Consider the following 15,078-nt stretch of genomic DNA (forward strand, 5'->3'; position numbering starts at 1 on the left):
ATCCGGGGGCCGATCGGGCCGTCCGGCTGACAGAGACGAACTCCGGCACGCGGAACGAGCTCCGGCACGCTTATTCAAGGCGTTTCGACGAGCCGGAGGGGTTTCCGCGAGCCCGACCTTGCTCCGACGCCTTCCGGCACACAGAAGCAGCTCCGGCTCGCGGAGTCACGGGATTCTCGCGAGCCGAGCGCGACTCCGCGAGCCGGAGGTCGCGCCCGGGGTCAGAGCGCCGCCCGGAGGCCGTCGACCAGGTCGTGCTGTGCGTCCCGGCCCGCGCGGGTCGGCACCAGCGGATACACGTGCAGCTGCCCGACGGCCTCGTGCAGCTCGAACGGCACACCGGCCGCCGCCGCCTTCTCGGCGAGGACGTGCGCGTCGGGGTTCAGCACGTCGCGAGTGCCGGTGTAGACGCTCAGCGGGCCGAGGCCGGAGAGGTCTCCGAAGAGCGGACTCACGATCGGGCCGAGCAGATCGAGCTCGCCGCGCCACTTCTCGGCCAGGACGCGGCCGCCGGGCGTGCCCAGCCAGGGGTCGCTCGGCTGCACCTCGGGGATGCGCGGGTTGCTCCAGGAGAGATCGAGTGCGGGCGAGATCAGCGTGGTCAGCGGCAGGACGACGCCCTCGTCGCGGAGGGCCAGGGCCGTCGACAGCGCGATCTGGCCGCCGGCCGAGTCGCCGGCGAGCGCCGTCGCGCCGTAGCGGTCGAGGCTCCGGTGCACCAGCGCGCGGACGCCGTCGCGCGCCTCGAGGGCGGTTCCGAACGGGACGAGCGGATAGATCGGGAGGGTCACCGCGACCGAGGCCTCCTCCGCGATCCGCGCCGCGAGCCACCAGTGCTGCGGCGCGATCTCGTTGACCCAGCCGCCACCGTGCGCGTAGACGACTCCGCCGCGGATCCGTTGCGGGCGGATCGTGTAGACCGGCCAGCCGCCGACCTGCTCGACGTCGACGCGGACTCCGGGTCGCAGCCGCGGGGGCGGGCCGTAGCGAGCCGGGCGGAGGGCGTTCGCGCGGATCCGCCGGCGAGCGCCGTCCGCCGTGACGAACGTTCGGTTGGCGCGGGCCAGGCGCAGGGCGAGCGGGACGAGGGCGTCGGGAACGGCGAGGGGCATGCCCCAGCTTCTCCCGCGGGAGTCGACGGAGCCTGTGCGCTCCGGCGCGAGGCGGATGCGGGCGCGGTCCCGTCGGGGTGGGCGCACTGTGCCTGGCACGTGAAGCGACGCTGGGCACGCGCGAACCGGCCGACACGACGAGCCGGAGGTGCCTTCGCGATCCGAAGGCGGGAAGGATTCCGGAGTCGACGGACGATGCCCTGCTTCAGTCGCCGCCCCCGCCGCCCCCGCCGCCGTCCGCACCGCCACCGTCCGGGGAGCCGCCGTCATCGGCGCGGCCGTCGCGGGTGTCCGACCCGCTCGAGGCGCTGTCGCCCGTCGCGGCGGTCGAGCCGCCGTCCCGCGGGGCCGGGCGCGCACCCGGTGCGCCGGCGCGCAACCGCAGGACGGTCGCGATGACCGATCCGACCACCGCGATGGCGACGACGAGGGCGACGAGCACCGCGATCTGCTGGTTCTCCACGTCCGGCTCCTGACTGCGTGAGTGCATCCTCAGCTCCACCGTAGCGAGCGGGGCTGGACGAGCATGCAAGGGCCGCCGCTGCGTCCTTTCCCTTCAAGGAGGATCACCTCGTCGGAGTGGGGGAACCCCATGCTGATCGAGTAGCTCGCGCAGCGGGCGTATCGAGATCCACCAGCATCAGAAGGACGAGTCTGCAGACCTGTCCTGCTGGGGACGGCGGGTCTCGATACGCCCCTCCGGGGCTACTCGACCAGCATGTGAGGGCCGCCGCCGCTTGCGTTCCCTCATCACCGAGACGCGAAGCGGCTTCGCCGCTCGATAGGCCTGCCGGGCTGCTCGGCCAGCAGGGTGGGCCGCCGCGGGCGCGCGCGCCGGGCGCTACGGTGACCCCATGCCGAGACAGCCGACGATCCGCGACGTCGCGGTCAGCGCGGGCGTCTCGTACCAGACGGTGTCGCGCGTGCTCAACGACAGCCCGCAGGTCCGGCCGCGCACCCGCGACAAGGTGCTCGCGGCCATCGACGACCTCGGCTTCCGTCGCAGCGCCGCGGCCCGTGCGCTCGCGGCGGGCCGCTCCGGGCTGATCGGCATCCTCGCTGCCGAGAGCCACAGCTTCTACGGCACCGCCACGGCGATGGCCGCGATCGAGCAGGCCGCGCGCGACGCCGGCTACCGGGTGCCCGTGGTCAACGCGGCGCCCGACGCGGAATCGCTGGCCGCCGCGCTCGAGCACTTGCAGCGCGAGGCGGTGGAGGCGATCGTCGTGCTCGCACCGCAGGAGCGCGCGCTCGAGGCGATCGAGAGCCTCGCGATCGGGGTGCCGTTCGTCACCCTCGGGGCGGCGGGGCGCGGGGCCGACCCTCGGCTCCTCGTCGACCAGGCCGCGGGTGCGCGACTCGCCGCCGAGCACCTCCTCGCGCTCGGCCACACCCGGATCGCGCACCTCGCCGGCCCGCAGCACTGGGTGGAGGCGCACGCCCGCCTCGACGGATTTACCGCCCGGATGGCCGAGGCGGGGCTGGAGCCGGCCGCGGTGATCAGCGGGGACTGGACCGCGGAGTCGGGCTACCGCGCGGGGCTGCGGCTGCTCGACGAGGTCGCCGACCTCACCGCGGTGGTCGCCGGCAACGACCAGATGGCGCTCGGGCTGCTGCACGCCTGCGCGGACCGCGGCGTCCGCGTGCCCGAGGACCTGAGTGTCGTCGGCTTCGACGACGTGCCCGAGGCCGCGCACTACCGGCCGCCGCTGACGACGATCCGGCAGGACTTCGCCGAGGTCGGCCGCCGCACGATCGGCGTGGTGCTGGCGGAGCTGCGCAGCGAGCCGGCCGCCGTCGACCGGCCGGTGCCGCCGGTGCTGGTGGAGCGGGACTCGACGCGGGCGGTCTGACGCGGAGGTCCGGCGACGGCGGGTCTCGATACGCCCCTGCGGGGCTACTCGACCAGCATGAGCACAGCGGGTCTCGATACGCCCCTCCGGGGCTACTCGACCAGCATGAGGACGGCGGATCTCGATACGCGCCCCGCGGGCGCTACTCGATCAGCATGAGCACGACGCAGGGCAGAGCGCGCGATCGAGAATCGCGTGCCAGCGATTCGAGACAGCGCGACGCGACCCGCTCCGCGGAACGCACCACGCACCCGAGCCGACCGCGCCGAGCCGCACAGGGGGCGGCTCGGAAGTGAGCACCTCAGCGCGCGATCGAGAATCGCGTGCCAGCGATTCGAGACAGCGCGACGCGACCCGCTCCGCGGAACGCACCACGCACCCGAGCCGACCGCGCCGAGCCGCACAGGGGGCGGCTCGGAATCGAGCACCGCAGCGCGCGATCGAGAATCGCGTGCCGGCGATTCGAGACAGCGCGACGCGACCCGCTCCGCGTGACGCACCACGCACCCGAGCCGACCGCGCCGAGCCGCGCGGGGAGCGGCTCGGAAGGAGGCACAGCTTGCCGACCGCGCGCCCGTTCGCCTACGCTGGCCCGTGGCTTTGTGAACGGTCACATGGCCCTCAGCGAGGAGTGCAATGGACCAGCGACGGCCCCCCGCCGAGGCGATCACGAGCGGCGCGACCGCCCTCGGGATCGAGCTCGGCTCCACCCGCATCAAGGCGTGCCTCGTCGACGCGGCCGACCCGTCCGTGGTCCTCGCCGTCGGCAGCCACGAGTGGGAGAACCAGCTCGTCGACCGCCGCTGGACGTACTCGCTCGACGCCGTGCACGAGGGGCTCCAGGCGGCCTACGCCGACCTCGTCGCCGACGCCGAGAAGCGCCACGGCGCCCGCCTCACCACCGTCGGCGCGCTCGGCGTCTCGGCGATGATGCACGGCTACCTCGCCTTCGACGAGGCCGGCGAGCTGCTCGTCCCGTTCCGCACCTGGCGCAACACCAGCACCGGCCCCGCGTCGGCCGAGCTGACCGAGCTGTTCGGCGCGAACATCCCGCTGCGCTGGTCGCTCGCGCACCTGCACCAGGCGGTCCTCGACTCCGAGCCGCACGTCGAGAGGATCGACTTCCTCACCACCCTCGCGGGCTACGTGCACTGGCGTCTCACCGGCGAGAAGGTCCTCGGAGTCGGCGACGCCTCCGGCATGGTCCCCACCGACCCGGCGACCCGCGACTACGACGAGACCGTTCTCGAGCGCTACGACGCCCGCGTCGCCGGCACCCTGCCGCCGCTGCGCGAGCTGCTGCCCGCCGTCCTCCCCGCGGGTGCCGCGGCCGGCGAGCTGACCGCCGAGGGCGCGCTGCTGCTCGACCCGACCGGCGCGCTCCAGCCCGGCGTCCCGTTCTGCCCGCCCGAGGGCGACGCCGGCACCGGCATGGTCGCCACCAACTCCGTCGCCCCGCGCACCGGCAACGTCAGCGCCGGCACGAGCATCTTCGCGATGGTCGTCCTGGAGCGCCCGCTCGAGAGCGTGCACCACGAGCTCGACCTGGTCGCCACTCCGGCCGGCGACCTCGTCGCGATGGTGCACTGCAACAACGGCGCGAGCGAGCTCGCGACCTGGGTCGGCCTGTTCTCGCGGTTCGCCGCGGCCTCGGGCGGCCCCTCCGACAGCGACGCCGTCTACGGCACTCTCTTCGCGGAGGCGCTGGCCGGCGAGGCCGACGCGGGCGGGCTCCTCGCCTACAACCACCTCGCGGGCGAGCCCATCGCCGGGCTCGTCGAGGGCCGCCCGCTCGTCGTGCGCACCCCCGACTCCCGCCTCACGCTGGCCAACTTCATGCGCGCGCAGCTCTACGGCGTGTTCGGCACGCTCGCGCTCGGCATGCGCGTGCTGGCCGGCGAGGGCGTCGTGATCGACGAGATGTTCGCCCATGGCGGCATGTTCCGCACGGCCGGAGTCGCCCAGCGCTTCCTCGCCGGAGCGCTCGACGCCCCCGTCTCGGTCGCCGCGACCGCCTCCGAGGGCGGCCCCTGGGGCATGGCGGTTCTCGCCGCCTTCCGCCTGCAGGAGGGGACGACGCTGGACTCCTACCTGACCGAGCAGGTCTTCGGCGACGCCGGCTTCGAGACGGTGGCGCCCGACGCCGCCGATGTCGCCGGCTTCACCGCCTACCTCGAGCGCTACCGCGCCGGCCTCGCCGTCGAGCAGACGGCCGTCGACACCCTCACCACGCAAGGAGACACCGCATGAGCACCGACACCACCGGCGCTGCCACCACGGGCTTCGGCCCCGACGTCGAGGCGGCGATCGCCCGCGTCCGCGAGGACGTCGCCCGCCTGCACGCCGAGCTCGTCCGCTACGGCCTCGTCATCTGGACCGGCGGCAACATCTCCGGCCGCGTGCCCGGCGCCGACCTCTTCGTGATCAAGCCGAGCGGTGTCTCCTACGACGACCTCGCGCCCGAGAACATGATCCTCTGCGACCTCGACGGCACCGTCGTCCCGGGCAGCCTCGGCTCCGAGCGCAGCCCGTCCAGCGACACCGCCGCGCACGCCTACGTCTACCGCGAGATGCCCGAGGTCGGCGGCCAGGTGCACACGCACTCCACCTACGCCACCGCCTGGGCCGCCCGCGCCGAGGCGATCCCCTGCGTCATCACCGCGATGGCGGACGAGTTCGGCGGCGAGATCCCGCTCGGCCCGTTCGCGATCATCGGCGACGACTCGATCGGCCGCGGCGTCGTCTCGACGCTCACCGGGCACCGCTCGCGCGCCGTCCTGATGCAGAACCACGGCGTCTTCACCATCGGCAAGGACGCGAAGGACGCCGTCAAGGCCGCGGTGATGACGGAGGACGTCGCCCGCACCGTGCACATCGCGCGCCAGGGCGGCGAGCTCGTCCCCATCCCGCAGGAGTCGATCGACGCCCTGTTCGACCGCTATCAGAACGTCTACGGACAGAACCCCACCGGAGCACTCGCATGACCCGCAGCATCATCCCCGACCTCGCGACCCGCACCGTCTGGTTCCTCACCGGCAGCCAGGACCTCTACGGCGAGGACACCCTCCGCCAGGTCGCCGAGCAGTCGCAGGCCGTCGTCGCGCAGCTCAACGAGTCCAGCGACATCCCCGTCACCATCGAGTGGAAGCCGGTGCTGAAGAGCTCCGACGCGATCCGCCGCACGATGATCGAGGCGAACTCCGACGACTCCGTCGTGGGCGTCATCACCTGGATGCACACCTTCAGCCCCTCGAAGATGTGGATCCACGGCTTCGACGCGCTGGCCAAGCCGCTGCTGCACTTCCACACCCAGGCGAACGTGGCCCTGCCGTGGCAGGACATCGACTTCGACTTCATGAACCTCAACCAGGCCGCGCACGGCGACCGCGAGCACGGCTACATCCTCAGCCGGATGAGCGTGCCGCGGAAGACGGTCGTCGGCCACGCCAGCGACTCCCGGGTCACTGAGTCGATCGGCATCTGGTCGCGCGCCGCGGCCGGCTGGTCGGCCTCGCAGAGCATGAAGGTCGCCCGCTTCGGCGACAACATGCGCAACGTCGCCGTCACCGAGGGCGACAAGACCGAGGCCGAGATCCGCCTCGGCGTCAGCGTCAACACCTGGGGCGTCAACGAGCTCGTCGAGCGCGTGGACGCCGCGACCGACGCCGACATCGACGCGCTGGTCGCGGAGTACGTCGAGAGCTACGACGTGGTGCCCGAGCTGCTCCCCGGCGGCGAGCGCCACGAGTCGCTCCGCTACGGCGCGGCGGTCGAGATCGGCCTGCGCTCCTTCCTGGAGGAGGGCGGCTTCGAGGCGTTCACCGACAGCTTCGAGGACCTCGGCGGGCTGCGTCAGCTCCCGGGTCTCGCCGTGCAGCGCCTGATGGCCGACGGCTACGGCTTCGGCGGCGAGGGCGACTGGAAGACCGCCGTCCTCATCCGCATCGCCGCGGTGATGGGCGCCGGCCTGCCCGGCGGCACCAGCCTGATGGAGGACTACACCTACGACATGACGCCCGGCGAGGAGCTCATCCTCGGCGCGCACATGCTCGAGGTGTCGCCGTCGCTGTCGTCGAAGCGCGCGTCGCTCGAGATCCACCCGCTGGGCATCGGCGGACGCGAGGACCCGGTGCGCCTGGTCTTCACCGCCGACGCCGGCGACGCGGTCGTCGTCGCGCTGAGCGACGTGCGCGAGCGCTTCCGCCTGGTCGCGAACAAGGTGACCACCGTCGAGCCGCCGCAGACGCTGCCGCACCTGCCGGTCGGCCGCGCCGTCTGGCAGCCCGCCCCCGACTTCGGCACCAGCGCCGCGGCCTGGATCACGGCCGGCGCCGCGCACCACACCGTCATGACGACGCAGATCGGCCTGGAGGCGTGGGAGGACTTCGCCCGCATCGCCGGCGTCGAGCTCCTCGTCATCGACGAGTCGACCACCCTCCGCGGCTTCGAGGCCGAGATCCGCTCGAACGCGGCCTACTACCGCCTGGCCCAGGGGCTGTAGGGACGACTGGACGACCGACGGCCGGCTCCCCGCGGGGGCCGGCCGTTCGTGTGTGTGCGACGGCTCGCGCCAGACGCCGTCGGCCGATGCTCGGCTGGTACCGTGCTCGCAACAGTTCAGCCCGCCCGGTGCATCCGGTGCGGGCTGGATCTCTTTCCGGGGGCGGAACGGGACACACGACCGACCCATGCTGGTCGAGTAGCCCCGCAGGGGCGTATCGAGACCCGACGTCGTCAGAACGACGGGACTGCAGACCGAGGTCTCGGCGACGGTGGATCTCGATACGCCCGCTGCGCGGGCTACTCGATCAGCATGGAGTGGGCCCGCTGTGCGGGCCGCTCGACCAGCGAGGAGCGCTCAGGCGCTGCAGAACATCAGCTGAGAAGGGGTGGCCTCCGCCATCAGGCGATGCCCCCTGCTCTCAGCTGATGTTGTGCGTACCCCCTGCTGGTCGAGTAGCCGCGGAGCGGCGTATCGAGACCCGACGTCGCCCGCACGGCGGGACTGCAGGCGCCCGGTCAGAGGCCGTCGCCGTCGAACCAGTCGTTCTGCCAGCGCCAGTCGATGGGGTCGCCGGTGCGCTGGTAGCGGATGTCGGTGGAGAGGCGGAGGCGACGGTCCGCGGCGACGTTGTCGAGCGAGGCGTGGACGATGAAGGGCGAGTGGATGAGGACGTCGCCGGCCCGCATGTCGGCGGCGAGCCAGCGCGCGTCGTGCTCGTCGGCGAGAGCCGGGAGGTCGGCCGTCAGCGAGCGGGGGCGGCCGAGGAGGCCGGTGCGCTCCAGCTCCTCGACGCGGAGATGCGAGCCCTCCAGGTAGACGAGCGGCCCGTTCTCGATCGGCGTGTCTCCGATCGGGATCCAGAGCGACAGCAGGTTGCGGGTGCCCTCACGCAGGTAGACGAGGTCGTAGTGCGCCTGGGTCGCCGTGCCGATGCCCTTCTGGCCGGGGCGGACCTGCCGGAGGATCTTCCGCCGGTGCAGGTGGATCTCGTCGGCCAGCAGCGTGCGCATCATCGCGAGGATCGCGGGCTGGCGGCAGAACGCGGCGTACTCCGGACTCGGGACGAGGGAGGCGAAGAGGATCTCGCGGAAGCGGGCGAGGTCGAGGTCCGCGCCGTCGTCGCGACCGGACTCCCACGCGTCCTCGTCCGCGAAGAGGCCGGACGGAGCGAGGGCCGCGCAGTACCAGCGGCGGAAGTCGAGCACGGTCTCCCGGTCGAGCAGCCCGCGGACGAGCAGGTAGCCGTCGCGGCGGAGCCGCCGCCACAGTGCGCCGTGGTCGGCCAGCTCCTCCTCCGGGACCTCGTCGAGCGGACCCCAGCGCTCCGGCGCCGTGCTCAGTGCGTAGCCGTTGGACGTCGGCATCGACGGCCTCCCTGCGATCGGATCGTGCGGCCCGTCCGCACTTCTGTCAGCATCGTGACGGCCGTCGATTCCTGTCACCAGGGACCGAGGCGACCCGGAGGAGGACTTTTGCACACCGCGCCGAGCGCTCGTTACCGGACCCCCGACACGTCGACGGGGCTCGGTCTGTACGTCTTCGGGGCCGGGCGGCGCGCGGGCGTCTCCTCCCCCGTCCGGCAGCGGGTGCTGCCGGAGAGCGCGGTGGTCCTGATCGCGGAGGGCCGGGGCGAGTTCCGGGTGGGAGGCGAGACGAGCGCCGTCGAGGCGGGCGATGCGCTGTGGGTGCCGGCGGGGGTCGAGCACTCCTACCGGTCGGCGGCGACCGGCTGGACGGAGCACTGGGTGCTGCTGGCCGGCACTGCGCTCGAGCACCTCGTGGCCGAGGGCCTGCTGCCGCGCGGGGCCGGAGTGCTGCACGTGCGAGGGGGCGACGCGGCGGGCCTCTTCGCCGCGGTGCTCGACGCGCTCGAGGACACCGGAACGGCCTCCGTCGCGCGGAGCAGCGCTCACGCCCTGCTGCTCCTCCTGCGGCTGTCGGACTCGCGCGAGCGGAGCCGGTTCGACCGGCGGATCGAGCGGATCGCCCTGTCCGGCGTGGGCGTCGAGGACGCCGCGCGCGAGCTCGGGCTGTCGCTGCGCGCGCTGCGGGCCCGGACGGAGGAGCGGGCGGGCGCCTCGCCGATCGAGCTGTTCCTCCGGATCCGCGTCGACGAGGCGAAGGCCCTGCTCTCGGAGGGGGACCTGCCGGTGTCGGCCGTCGCGCGGGCCGTCGGCTACGAGGATCCGGGGTACTTCACCCGCGTGTTCCGGGCGCGGGTGGGAGTCACGCCGAGCGGGTTCCGGAGGCGGCACCGGCGCTGACGGGGCGGCGGGGCGCGGCGCCGCGCGGTGGATCTCGATACGCCCGCTCCGCGGGCTGCTCGATCAGCATGAAGGGGGCCGCGCGGGCTGCTCGATCAGCATGAAGGAGGCCGCTCGATCGACATCGAGCGTGCGGCGCTGCACAACGTCAGCTGAGAAGGGGTGGCCTCCTCTGTCAGGCGAGGGGCCCTGCTCTCAGCTGATGTTGTGCGGACCCCTTTGCTGGTCGAGTAGCCGCGGAGCGGCGTATCGAGACCCACCGTCGTCAGCACGGTGGGCCTGCAGACCCAGCTCTCGGTGACGGTGGATCTCGATACGCCCGCTCAGCGGGCTACTCGATCCGCACGGAGTGGCCCGCTGCGCGGGCTGCTCGATCAGCAGGGAAGAGGAGCGCGGCGCCGGCCGCTCGATCGCGGCAGCCGGGCGGTCGGCGCCGCCGCCCCACTCAGCGGGAGGTGGAGAAGGCCGCGTCGAAGGCGTCGGTCGGGGGCGTGATCGCGTTGAGCTTGCGGACGAAGGCCAGGGACTCGGGGGCGCCGTCGAGGCGGTCCATGCCGGCGTCCTCCCACTCGACGCTGGTGGGGCCCGTGTAGCCGATCGCGTTGAGCGCGCGGAAGACCGGCTCCCACGGGACGGCGCCGTGGCCGGTCGAGACGAAGGTCCAGCCGCGGCGCGGGTTGGCCCAGGGCAGGTGCGAGCCGAGGACGCCGTTGCGGCCGTCGAGGTTGGCGATCGACTCCTTCACGTGCACGTGGAAGATGTGCTCGGCGAAGTCGAGGATGAACGCGACGCTGTCCAGCTGCTGCCAGACGAAGTGCGACGGGTCGAAGTTGAAGCCGAAGGACGTCCGGTGGCCGATCGCCTCGAGGGTGCGCTTCGCGGTCCAGTAGTCGTAGGCGATCTCGCTCGGGTGCACCTCGAGGCCGTAGCGCACGCCGACCTCCTCGAAGACGTCGAGGATCGGGTTGAAGCGGTCGGCGAAATCCTGGTAGCCGGCGGCGATCCACTCGTCGGAGGCGGGCGGGAACATCGCGACGCCCTTCCAGATCGACGAGCCGGAGAAGCCGTTGACCTGCTTCACGCCGAGCGCGGCGGCGAAGCGGGCGGTGTCCTTGAGGTCCTGCGCGGCCCGCTGGCGGACGCCCTCGGGGTCGCCGTCGCCCCAGACGCGGTCGCTGAGGATGTCGCGGTGGCGCGCGTCGATCGGGTCGTCGCAGACGGCCTGGCCGGTGAGGTGGTTCGAGATCGCGAAGACCTGGAGGCCGTTCTTCTCGAGGATGTCCTTCCGGCTCTGCACGTACTCCGCGTCGTCCCAGCGGGCGACGTCGATGTGGTCGCCCCAGCAGGCGATCTCGAGGCCGTCGTAGCCCCACTCGCCGGCGAGACGGGCCACCTCCTCGAACGGGAGGTCTGCCCACTGGCCGGTGAAGAGGGTGATCGGTCGCGTCATCGCGGAGTCCTTACTCTCGACTCCCGTGCGCCGTCGCACCGGGAGAGGTAATTTGAAGTTCCAGGCAACATATCAGGCGCTCCCTCGAGCCCGAAAGGAACCGATCATCTCCTCGATCGACAGCGCATCGTCGCGCACCGACCTCCTCGTCACCGCCACCGCCGCTCCCACCTGGGAGGAGGGGCTGATCGTCGGCAGCGGCCGCGTCGGCGCCGTCGTGCACGGGCCGGCCGATGCACTCACCGTGTCCCTGGCGCACGAGCGGTACTTCCTGCCCGTCAACGCGCGGCCCGCCGCACCCGATCTCGCCGGGGTGCGCGAGGAGCTGCGGAGCGCCCTGCTGGCCGGCGACGCCGAGGCCGCGAGCGAGGCGCTGACCCGCGGGGCGCGCTCCAGCGGCTACGACGGCGGACTGATCTGGACCGATCCGCTCGGGATCTGCGCGACCGTCTCGATCCGCACGGCCGGCGGCGTCGCCTCGAGCCGCCGCCTGATCGACCCGCTGCTGGGTGAGGTCGCCGTCGAGTGGGTCGACCTCGACGGCGGGCGGCACGCGGTGCGGCTGCTCGCTCCGCACGGCGGCGAGAGCGTCCGGCTCTGCGTGGAGTCCGACCGCGACACCGAGAGCGTCGTCGCGCTCGGGCTGGGCGCGGGGGACGCGACGTCGTTCGACACGGGGGTGCCGGACGCGTCGGCGGTCGTCGAGGCGAGTGTCGAGGGCGGGGCGGTCGGGCGGCTCATCGCCCTCGCCGGGACCGGCAGCGCGGAGACCGGGGGCGAGCGCGTCCGCGCGGTCGTCACCGCCGCCACCGGGGCGCCGTGGGAGGTCGACGGAGCGGTCACCCGTTCGGTCGCGCCGGTTGCGGCCGGCGCTCCCCGGCTCCTCCGCCTCGACCTCTCGCTCTCGGACGAGGAGCCGGTGTCGGACGACCTGTCGTGGACCGACCTGCGCGCGGCGCAGCGCGACGGTCACGGCCGCCTCGTCGGCGCCTCCGCGCTCGACCTCGACGGCGCCTCCTCCGCCGTGCTCACCGAGGACCTCTGGGACGAGGCCCGCGCCGGCGACGAGGGCGCGCGCCGGCGCGTCGTCGAGCTCGCGTACCTCAGCGGCCGCGCGAACATCGTCGCCTCGACCGGCGAGCTGCCGCCGACGCTGCAGGGCGTCTGGCAGGGCACCTGGCGGCCGGCCTGGTCCGCCGACTACACGCTCAACGGCAATGTGCAGAACGGGGCGATGGCCGGGATGATCCCGACCGGCACGCCCGAGCTCGCGCTGTCGATCCTGGAGCTGGTGCTGCCGCACCTCGACGACTACCGCGAGAACGCGCGCCTCGTCTACGGTGCGGAGGGGATGCTCCTGCCGTCGCGGATGTCGACGCACGGCCGCGCAGACCACTTCGCCGCGAGCTACCCGCACCTGTTCTGGACCGGCTGCGGCGGCTGGGTGCTGCGCCTCGCCGCCGACGCCGTCGCCGCGACGGGCGACCGCGGCATCGTCGACGACCGGCTGTGGGAGCTCGCGGAGGGCGTGCTCCGCTTCGCCGAGACCGGGACGACCGTGATCGACGGGGTGCGGCGGATCGTGCCGTCCTACTCCCCCGAGAACACGCCCGGCGGGGCGAGCTCGCCGCTGGCCGTCGACGCCACGATCGACGTCGCGGTGCTCCGCGACGCCGCCCGGGCGACCGCGCTGCTCGGGCGGGCCCGCGGCGACGACTCGCTCGACGAGCGCTGGGCGCGCGTGGTCGCCGAGCTGCCGGAGTACCGCGTGGCGGAGGACGGCACGCTGGCGGAGTGGATCGACCCGCGGTTCGCGGAGGAGATCGCGCACCGGCACGCCTCGCAGCTGTACCCGCTCTGGTACGGGGGCGATGCGGCCTTCGAGGGGGACGCTGCAGCTGCCGTGGCGTTGCGGGCGGCCGCGGCGGCGACGGTGGCGGCGAAGATCGCGTGGCGGGCGGAGGCGCCGACCGCTCCCCCGGGACGGATGGAGATGGCCTTCGGGCTGGTGCAGGTCGGCACGGCGGCCGCGGCGCTGGGCGATGCGGAGTCGGCGCTGACCTGTGCGGAGTGGCTCGCGGTCGAGCACTGGTCGCCGACGCTGACGACCCGGCACGACGCGGGGCGGATCTTCAACCTCGACGCGAGCGGCGGGCTGCCGGGACTGGTCGCGGCGATGCTGCTCGGCTCGGACGACGAGTCGCTGACGGTGCTGCCGGCGCTGCCGTCGGTGTGGGCGCGCGGTGCGGTGACGGGGCTGCTGGCGCGCGGCGGGATCGTGGCGGACCGGCTGGAGTGGGAGCCGGGACGCGCGTCGCTGTGGGTGCGGCGGGTCCCGAGTGCGGAGTGGCTGGCGCCGGCGGGCGGGACGCGGCTGCGGACGCTCCGCGACGCGGTGCTGCGGGTCGACGGGCGCGAGGTGTCGGCCGGGCTGCCGCTCGGCGCGGAGGCGGTGCGCGTGGACGTGGAGTGGCGCGGCTGAGGCCGCGAGGGGCCCTCCGGCTCGCGGAACGCGCCTCGGCACGCTGAGACACGCGGATCCGACGAGCCGGACGCGGAACCGCGAGCCGAAGATCAGCCGGAAGTCAGCCGGCGAAACCTCCGGCACGCGGAACACACCTCGGCACGCCGAAACAGACGGAACCAGCGAGCCGGACGCGGAACCGCGAGCCGACCTGGCCGTCGCCACCTACACCTACGAGTCGCTGCCGCCGGAGGAACAGCGTGCTCTTCCAAATGCCCAGCATGTGATCGATGCCATCACTGCTGACGATGGCCACGACGAGGCCGGTCGGCTGAAGAATGCGGAGTCACCGTGAGAGCGAGCATCGTCGCGCCGAGCCGGCTGACGGTTGCTTCCGTCGCCCCTCCCGGTGATCGCCGACATCAACGTTGTGTCAGTTTCTCAGTACGTTCAGCGGGGCCCTCGAACCACGCTCCGCCTGAGTCCTCGATGCCTGCCCTCGGGGCACACCAGCATTGCGGCTGCTCAGCGCTCGGTGTCGGCCCTCACTTCGCAGGTCGCGCTGCCGCTCCGAGGCGATCGGAGAGCTCGCTCGCGGCCTGTGACACGTACATGCCGAGCTTGTCGAGCTGCTCGCCGATGCGCGCTTTCGGGGCGCTGACGTTGACTGCGGCGACGATGCGACCGGAGTAGTCGTGCACCGGCGCGGAGGCCCCCACCACTCCGCGCTCGAGCTCCTCGTCCAGGGTCGCGTAGCCCCGCTCCCGGATGCGTGACAGCTCCTGGAGGAGCGACTCGAAGTCGGAGACGATCGCCTTCTCAGCCGGTGGCTCCTCGAGCACCGAGAAGCCCGCTGCCGCCATCATCGGATCGACCGGGCCGACCACCGGCCGGTCGTGACCGTGCTCGTCGTACCAGGCGCCGAGGGAGGCGCGGTCCCAGTCGCTGATCAGCACCCGGCCTGACGGCGTGCGCCACGCGGCGGTGATGACGCCCTCCCAGCCGGTGGTCCGCACCTCGTGGGGACTCAGCTCACTGAGGACGGTGAGCACATTGCCGCCGCGGAGCACGCAGAGGTGCGTGGTCTCGCGGGTCGACCGGGCGATGCGCCGCAGGAGCGGCCGCGACTCGGCGATGAGCGCCGCCTCCAGTGTGCGGGCGGCGAGGGAGAAGATCCGGCTGCCGAGGCGGTAGTTCAGTGACGTCGGGTCGCGGTCGAGCAGGCCTGCGTCGGCGAGGGTGGCGAGGCTCCTCGAGATCACGGCTTTGTCGCGTCCGGTGAGCTGGGCGATCCGCATCACACCCAGGCCGCCGGCCTGCTCGGCCTCCGCACCGCCGAGGAGCTCGAGGATCTCGACGTCTCTCGCGAGGCCCGAGGAGTTGCGCCGAGGGGCTGTCGAATCTGCGTCCATCAGGCCACGCTAAACCGCC

General features: G+C 73.1%; 11 protein-coding genes. 6 read left to right on the forward strand and 5 right to left on the reverse strand.

The annotated features are described in order from the left end of the window. Window positions 1-221: 221 nt before the first annotated feature. Together GTU73_RS17510 and GTU73_RS17515 are read right to left on the reverse strand one after the other, a co-directional pair. Window positions 222-1,112 (reverse strand): alpha/beta hydrolase, encoded by an 891-nt coding sequence (locus GTU73_RS17510; RefSeq protein ID WP_160090904.1) that lies wholly within the window; start codon window positions 1,110-1,112, stop codon window positions 222-224. Window positions 1,113-1,317: 205 nt separating this feature from the next. Beyond that, window positions 1,318-1,602, reverse strand: coding sequence for a hypothetical protein (locus GTU73_RS17515; RefSeq protein ID WP_160090905.1), 285 nt, complete (start codon window positions 1,600-1,602; stop codon window positions 1,318-1,320). A gap of 364 nt (window positions 1,603-1,966) precedes the next feature. Here GTU73_RS17515 and GTU73_RS17520 point away from each other — a divergent pair, with 364 nt between their 5' ends. From GTU73_RS17520 to araA, 4 genes are all read left to right on the forward strand, one after another. Then, entirely contained in the window at window positions 1,967-2,965 is a 999-nt protein-coding gene (locus GTU73_RS17520) for a substrate-binding domain-containing protein (protein WP_160090906.1), read from the forward strand. A gap of 636 nt (window positions 2,966-3,601) precedes the next feature. Further along, complete coding sequence (locus GTU73_RS17525) at window positions 3,602-5,215, forward strand: FGGY-family carbohydrate kinase (RefSeq protein WP_160090907.1); 1,614 nt, start codon at window positions 3,602-3,604, stop codon at window positions 5,213-5,215. Beyond that, complete coding sequence (locus tag GTU73_RS17530) at window positions 5,212-5,949, forward strand: L-ribulose-5-phosphate 4-epimerase (RefSeq protein ID WP_160090908.1); 738 nt, start codon at window positions 5,212-5,214, stop codon at window positions 5,947-5,949. The genes GTU73_RS17525 and GTU73_RS17530 overlap by 4 nt, the downstream gene beginning before the upstream one ends. Then, the gene (gene araA, locus GTU73_RS17535) at window positions 5,946-7,466 is read left to right on the forward strand and encodes an L-arabinose isomerase (RefSeq protein WP_160090909.1); all 1,521 of its coding nucleotides are present in this window, start codon (window positions 5,946-5,948) and stop codon (window positions 7,464-7,466) included. Before GTU73_RS17530 ends, araA begins: the two co-directional genes overlap by 4 nt. 518 nt (window positions 7,467-7,984) lie before the next feature. On the opposite strand, the gene GTU73_RS17540 is transcribed toward araA, so the two are convergent. After that, window positions 7,985-8,833, reverse strand: a complete 849-nt coding sequence (locus GTU73_RS17540; protein WP_160090910.1) for a phytanoyl-CoA dioxygenase family protein — start codon at window positions 8,831-8,833, stop codon at window positions 7,985-7,987. Window positions 8,834-8,941: 108 nt separating this feature from the next. Between GTU73_RS17540 and GTU73_RS17545 the strand changes: the two genes are divergently transcribed. Further along, window positions 8,942-9,733: an AraC family transcriptional regulator gene (locus GTU73_RS17545; protein ID WP_160090911.1), complete on the forward strand. Its 792-nt coding sequence runs from the start codon at window positions 8,942-8,944 to the stop codon at window positions 9,731-9,733. A gap of 445 nt (window positions 9,734-10,178) precedes the next feature. Here GTU73_RS17545 and GTU73_RS17550 read toward each other — a convergent pair whose 3' ends face one another. Beyond that, window positions 10,179-11,183, reverse strand: a complete 1,005-nt coding sequence (locus GTU73_RS17550) for a sugar phosphate isomerase/epimerase family protein (RefSeq protein WP_160090912.1) — start codon at window positions 11,181-11,183, stop codon at window positions 10,179-10,181. A gap of 25 nt (window positions 11,184-11,208) precedes the next feature. Between GTU73_RS17550 and GTU73_RS17555 the strand changes: the two genes are divergently transcribed. Then, window positions 11,209-13,665 carry a glycoside hydrolase family 95-like protein gene (locus GTU73_RS17555; RefSeq protein ID WP_160090913.1) on the forward strand — a complete coding sequence of 819 codons (2,457 nt, stop codon included), beginning with the start codon at window positions 11,209-11,211 and terminating at the stop codon, window positions 13,663-13,665. 527 nt (window positions 13,666-14,192) lie between these two features. Here GTU73_RS17555 and GTU73_RS17560 read toward each other — a convergent pair. Then, window positions 14,193-15,059: an IclR family transcriptional regulator gene (locus tag GTU73_RS17560; RefSeq protein ID WP_160090914.1), complete on the reverse strand. Its 867-nt coding sequence runs from the start codon at window positions 15,057-15,059 to the stop codon at window positions 14,193-14,195. Window positions 15,060-15,078 lie beyond the last annotated feature (19 nt).

The sequence above is a fragment of the Rathayibacter sp. VKM Ac-2804 genome, from assembly GCF_009866655.1.
In the GTDB taxonomy this organism is placed as follows: domain Bacteria; phylum Actinomycetota; class Actinomycetes; order Actinomycetales; family Microbacteriaceae; genus Rathayibacter.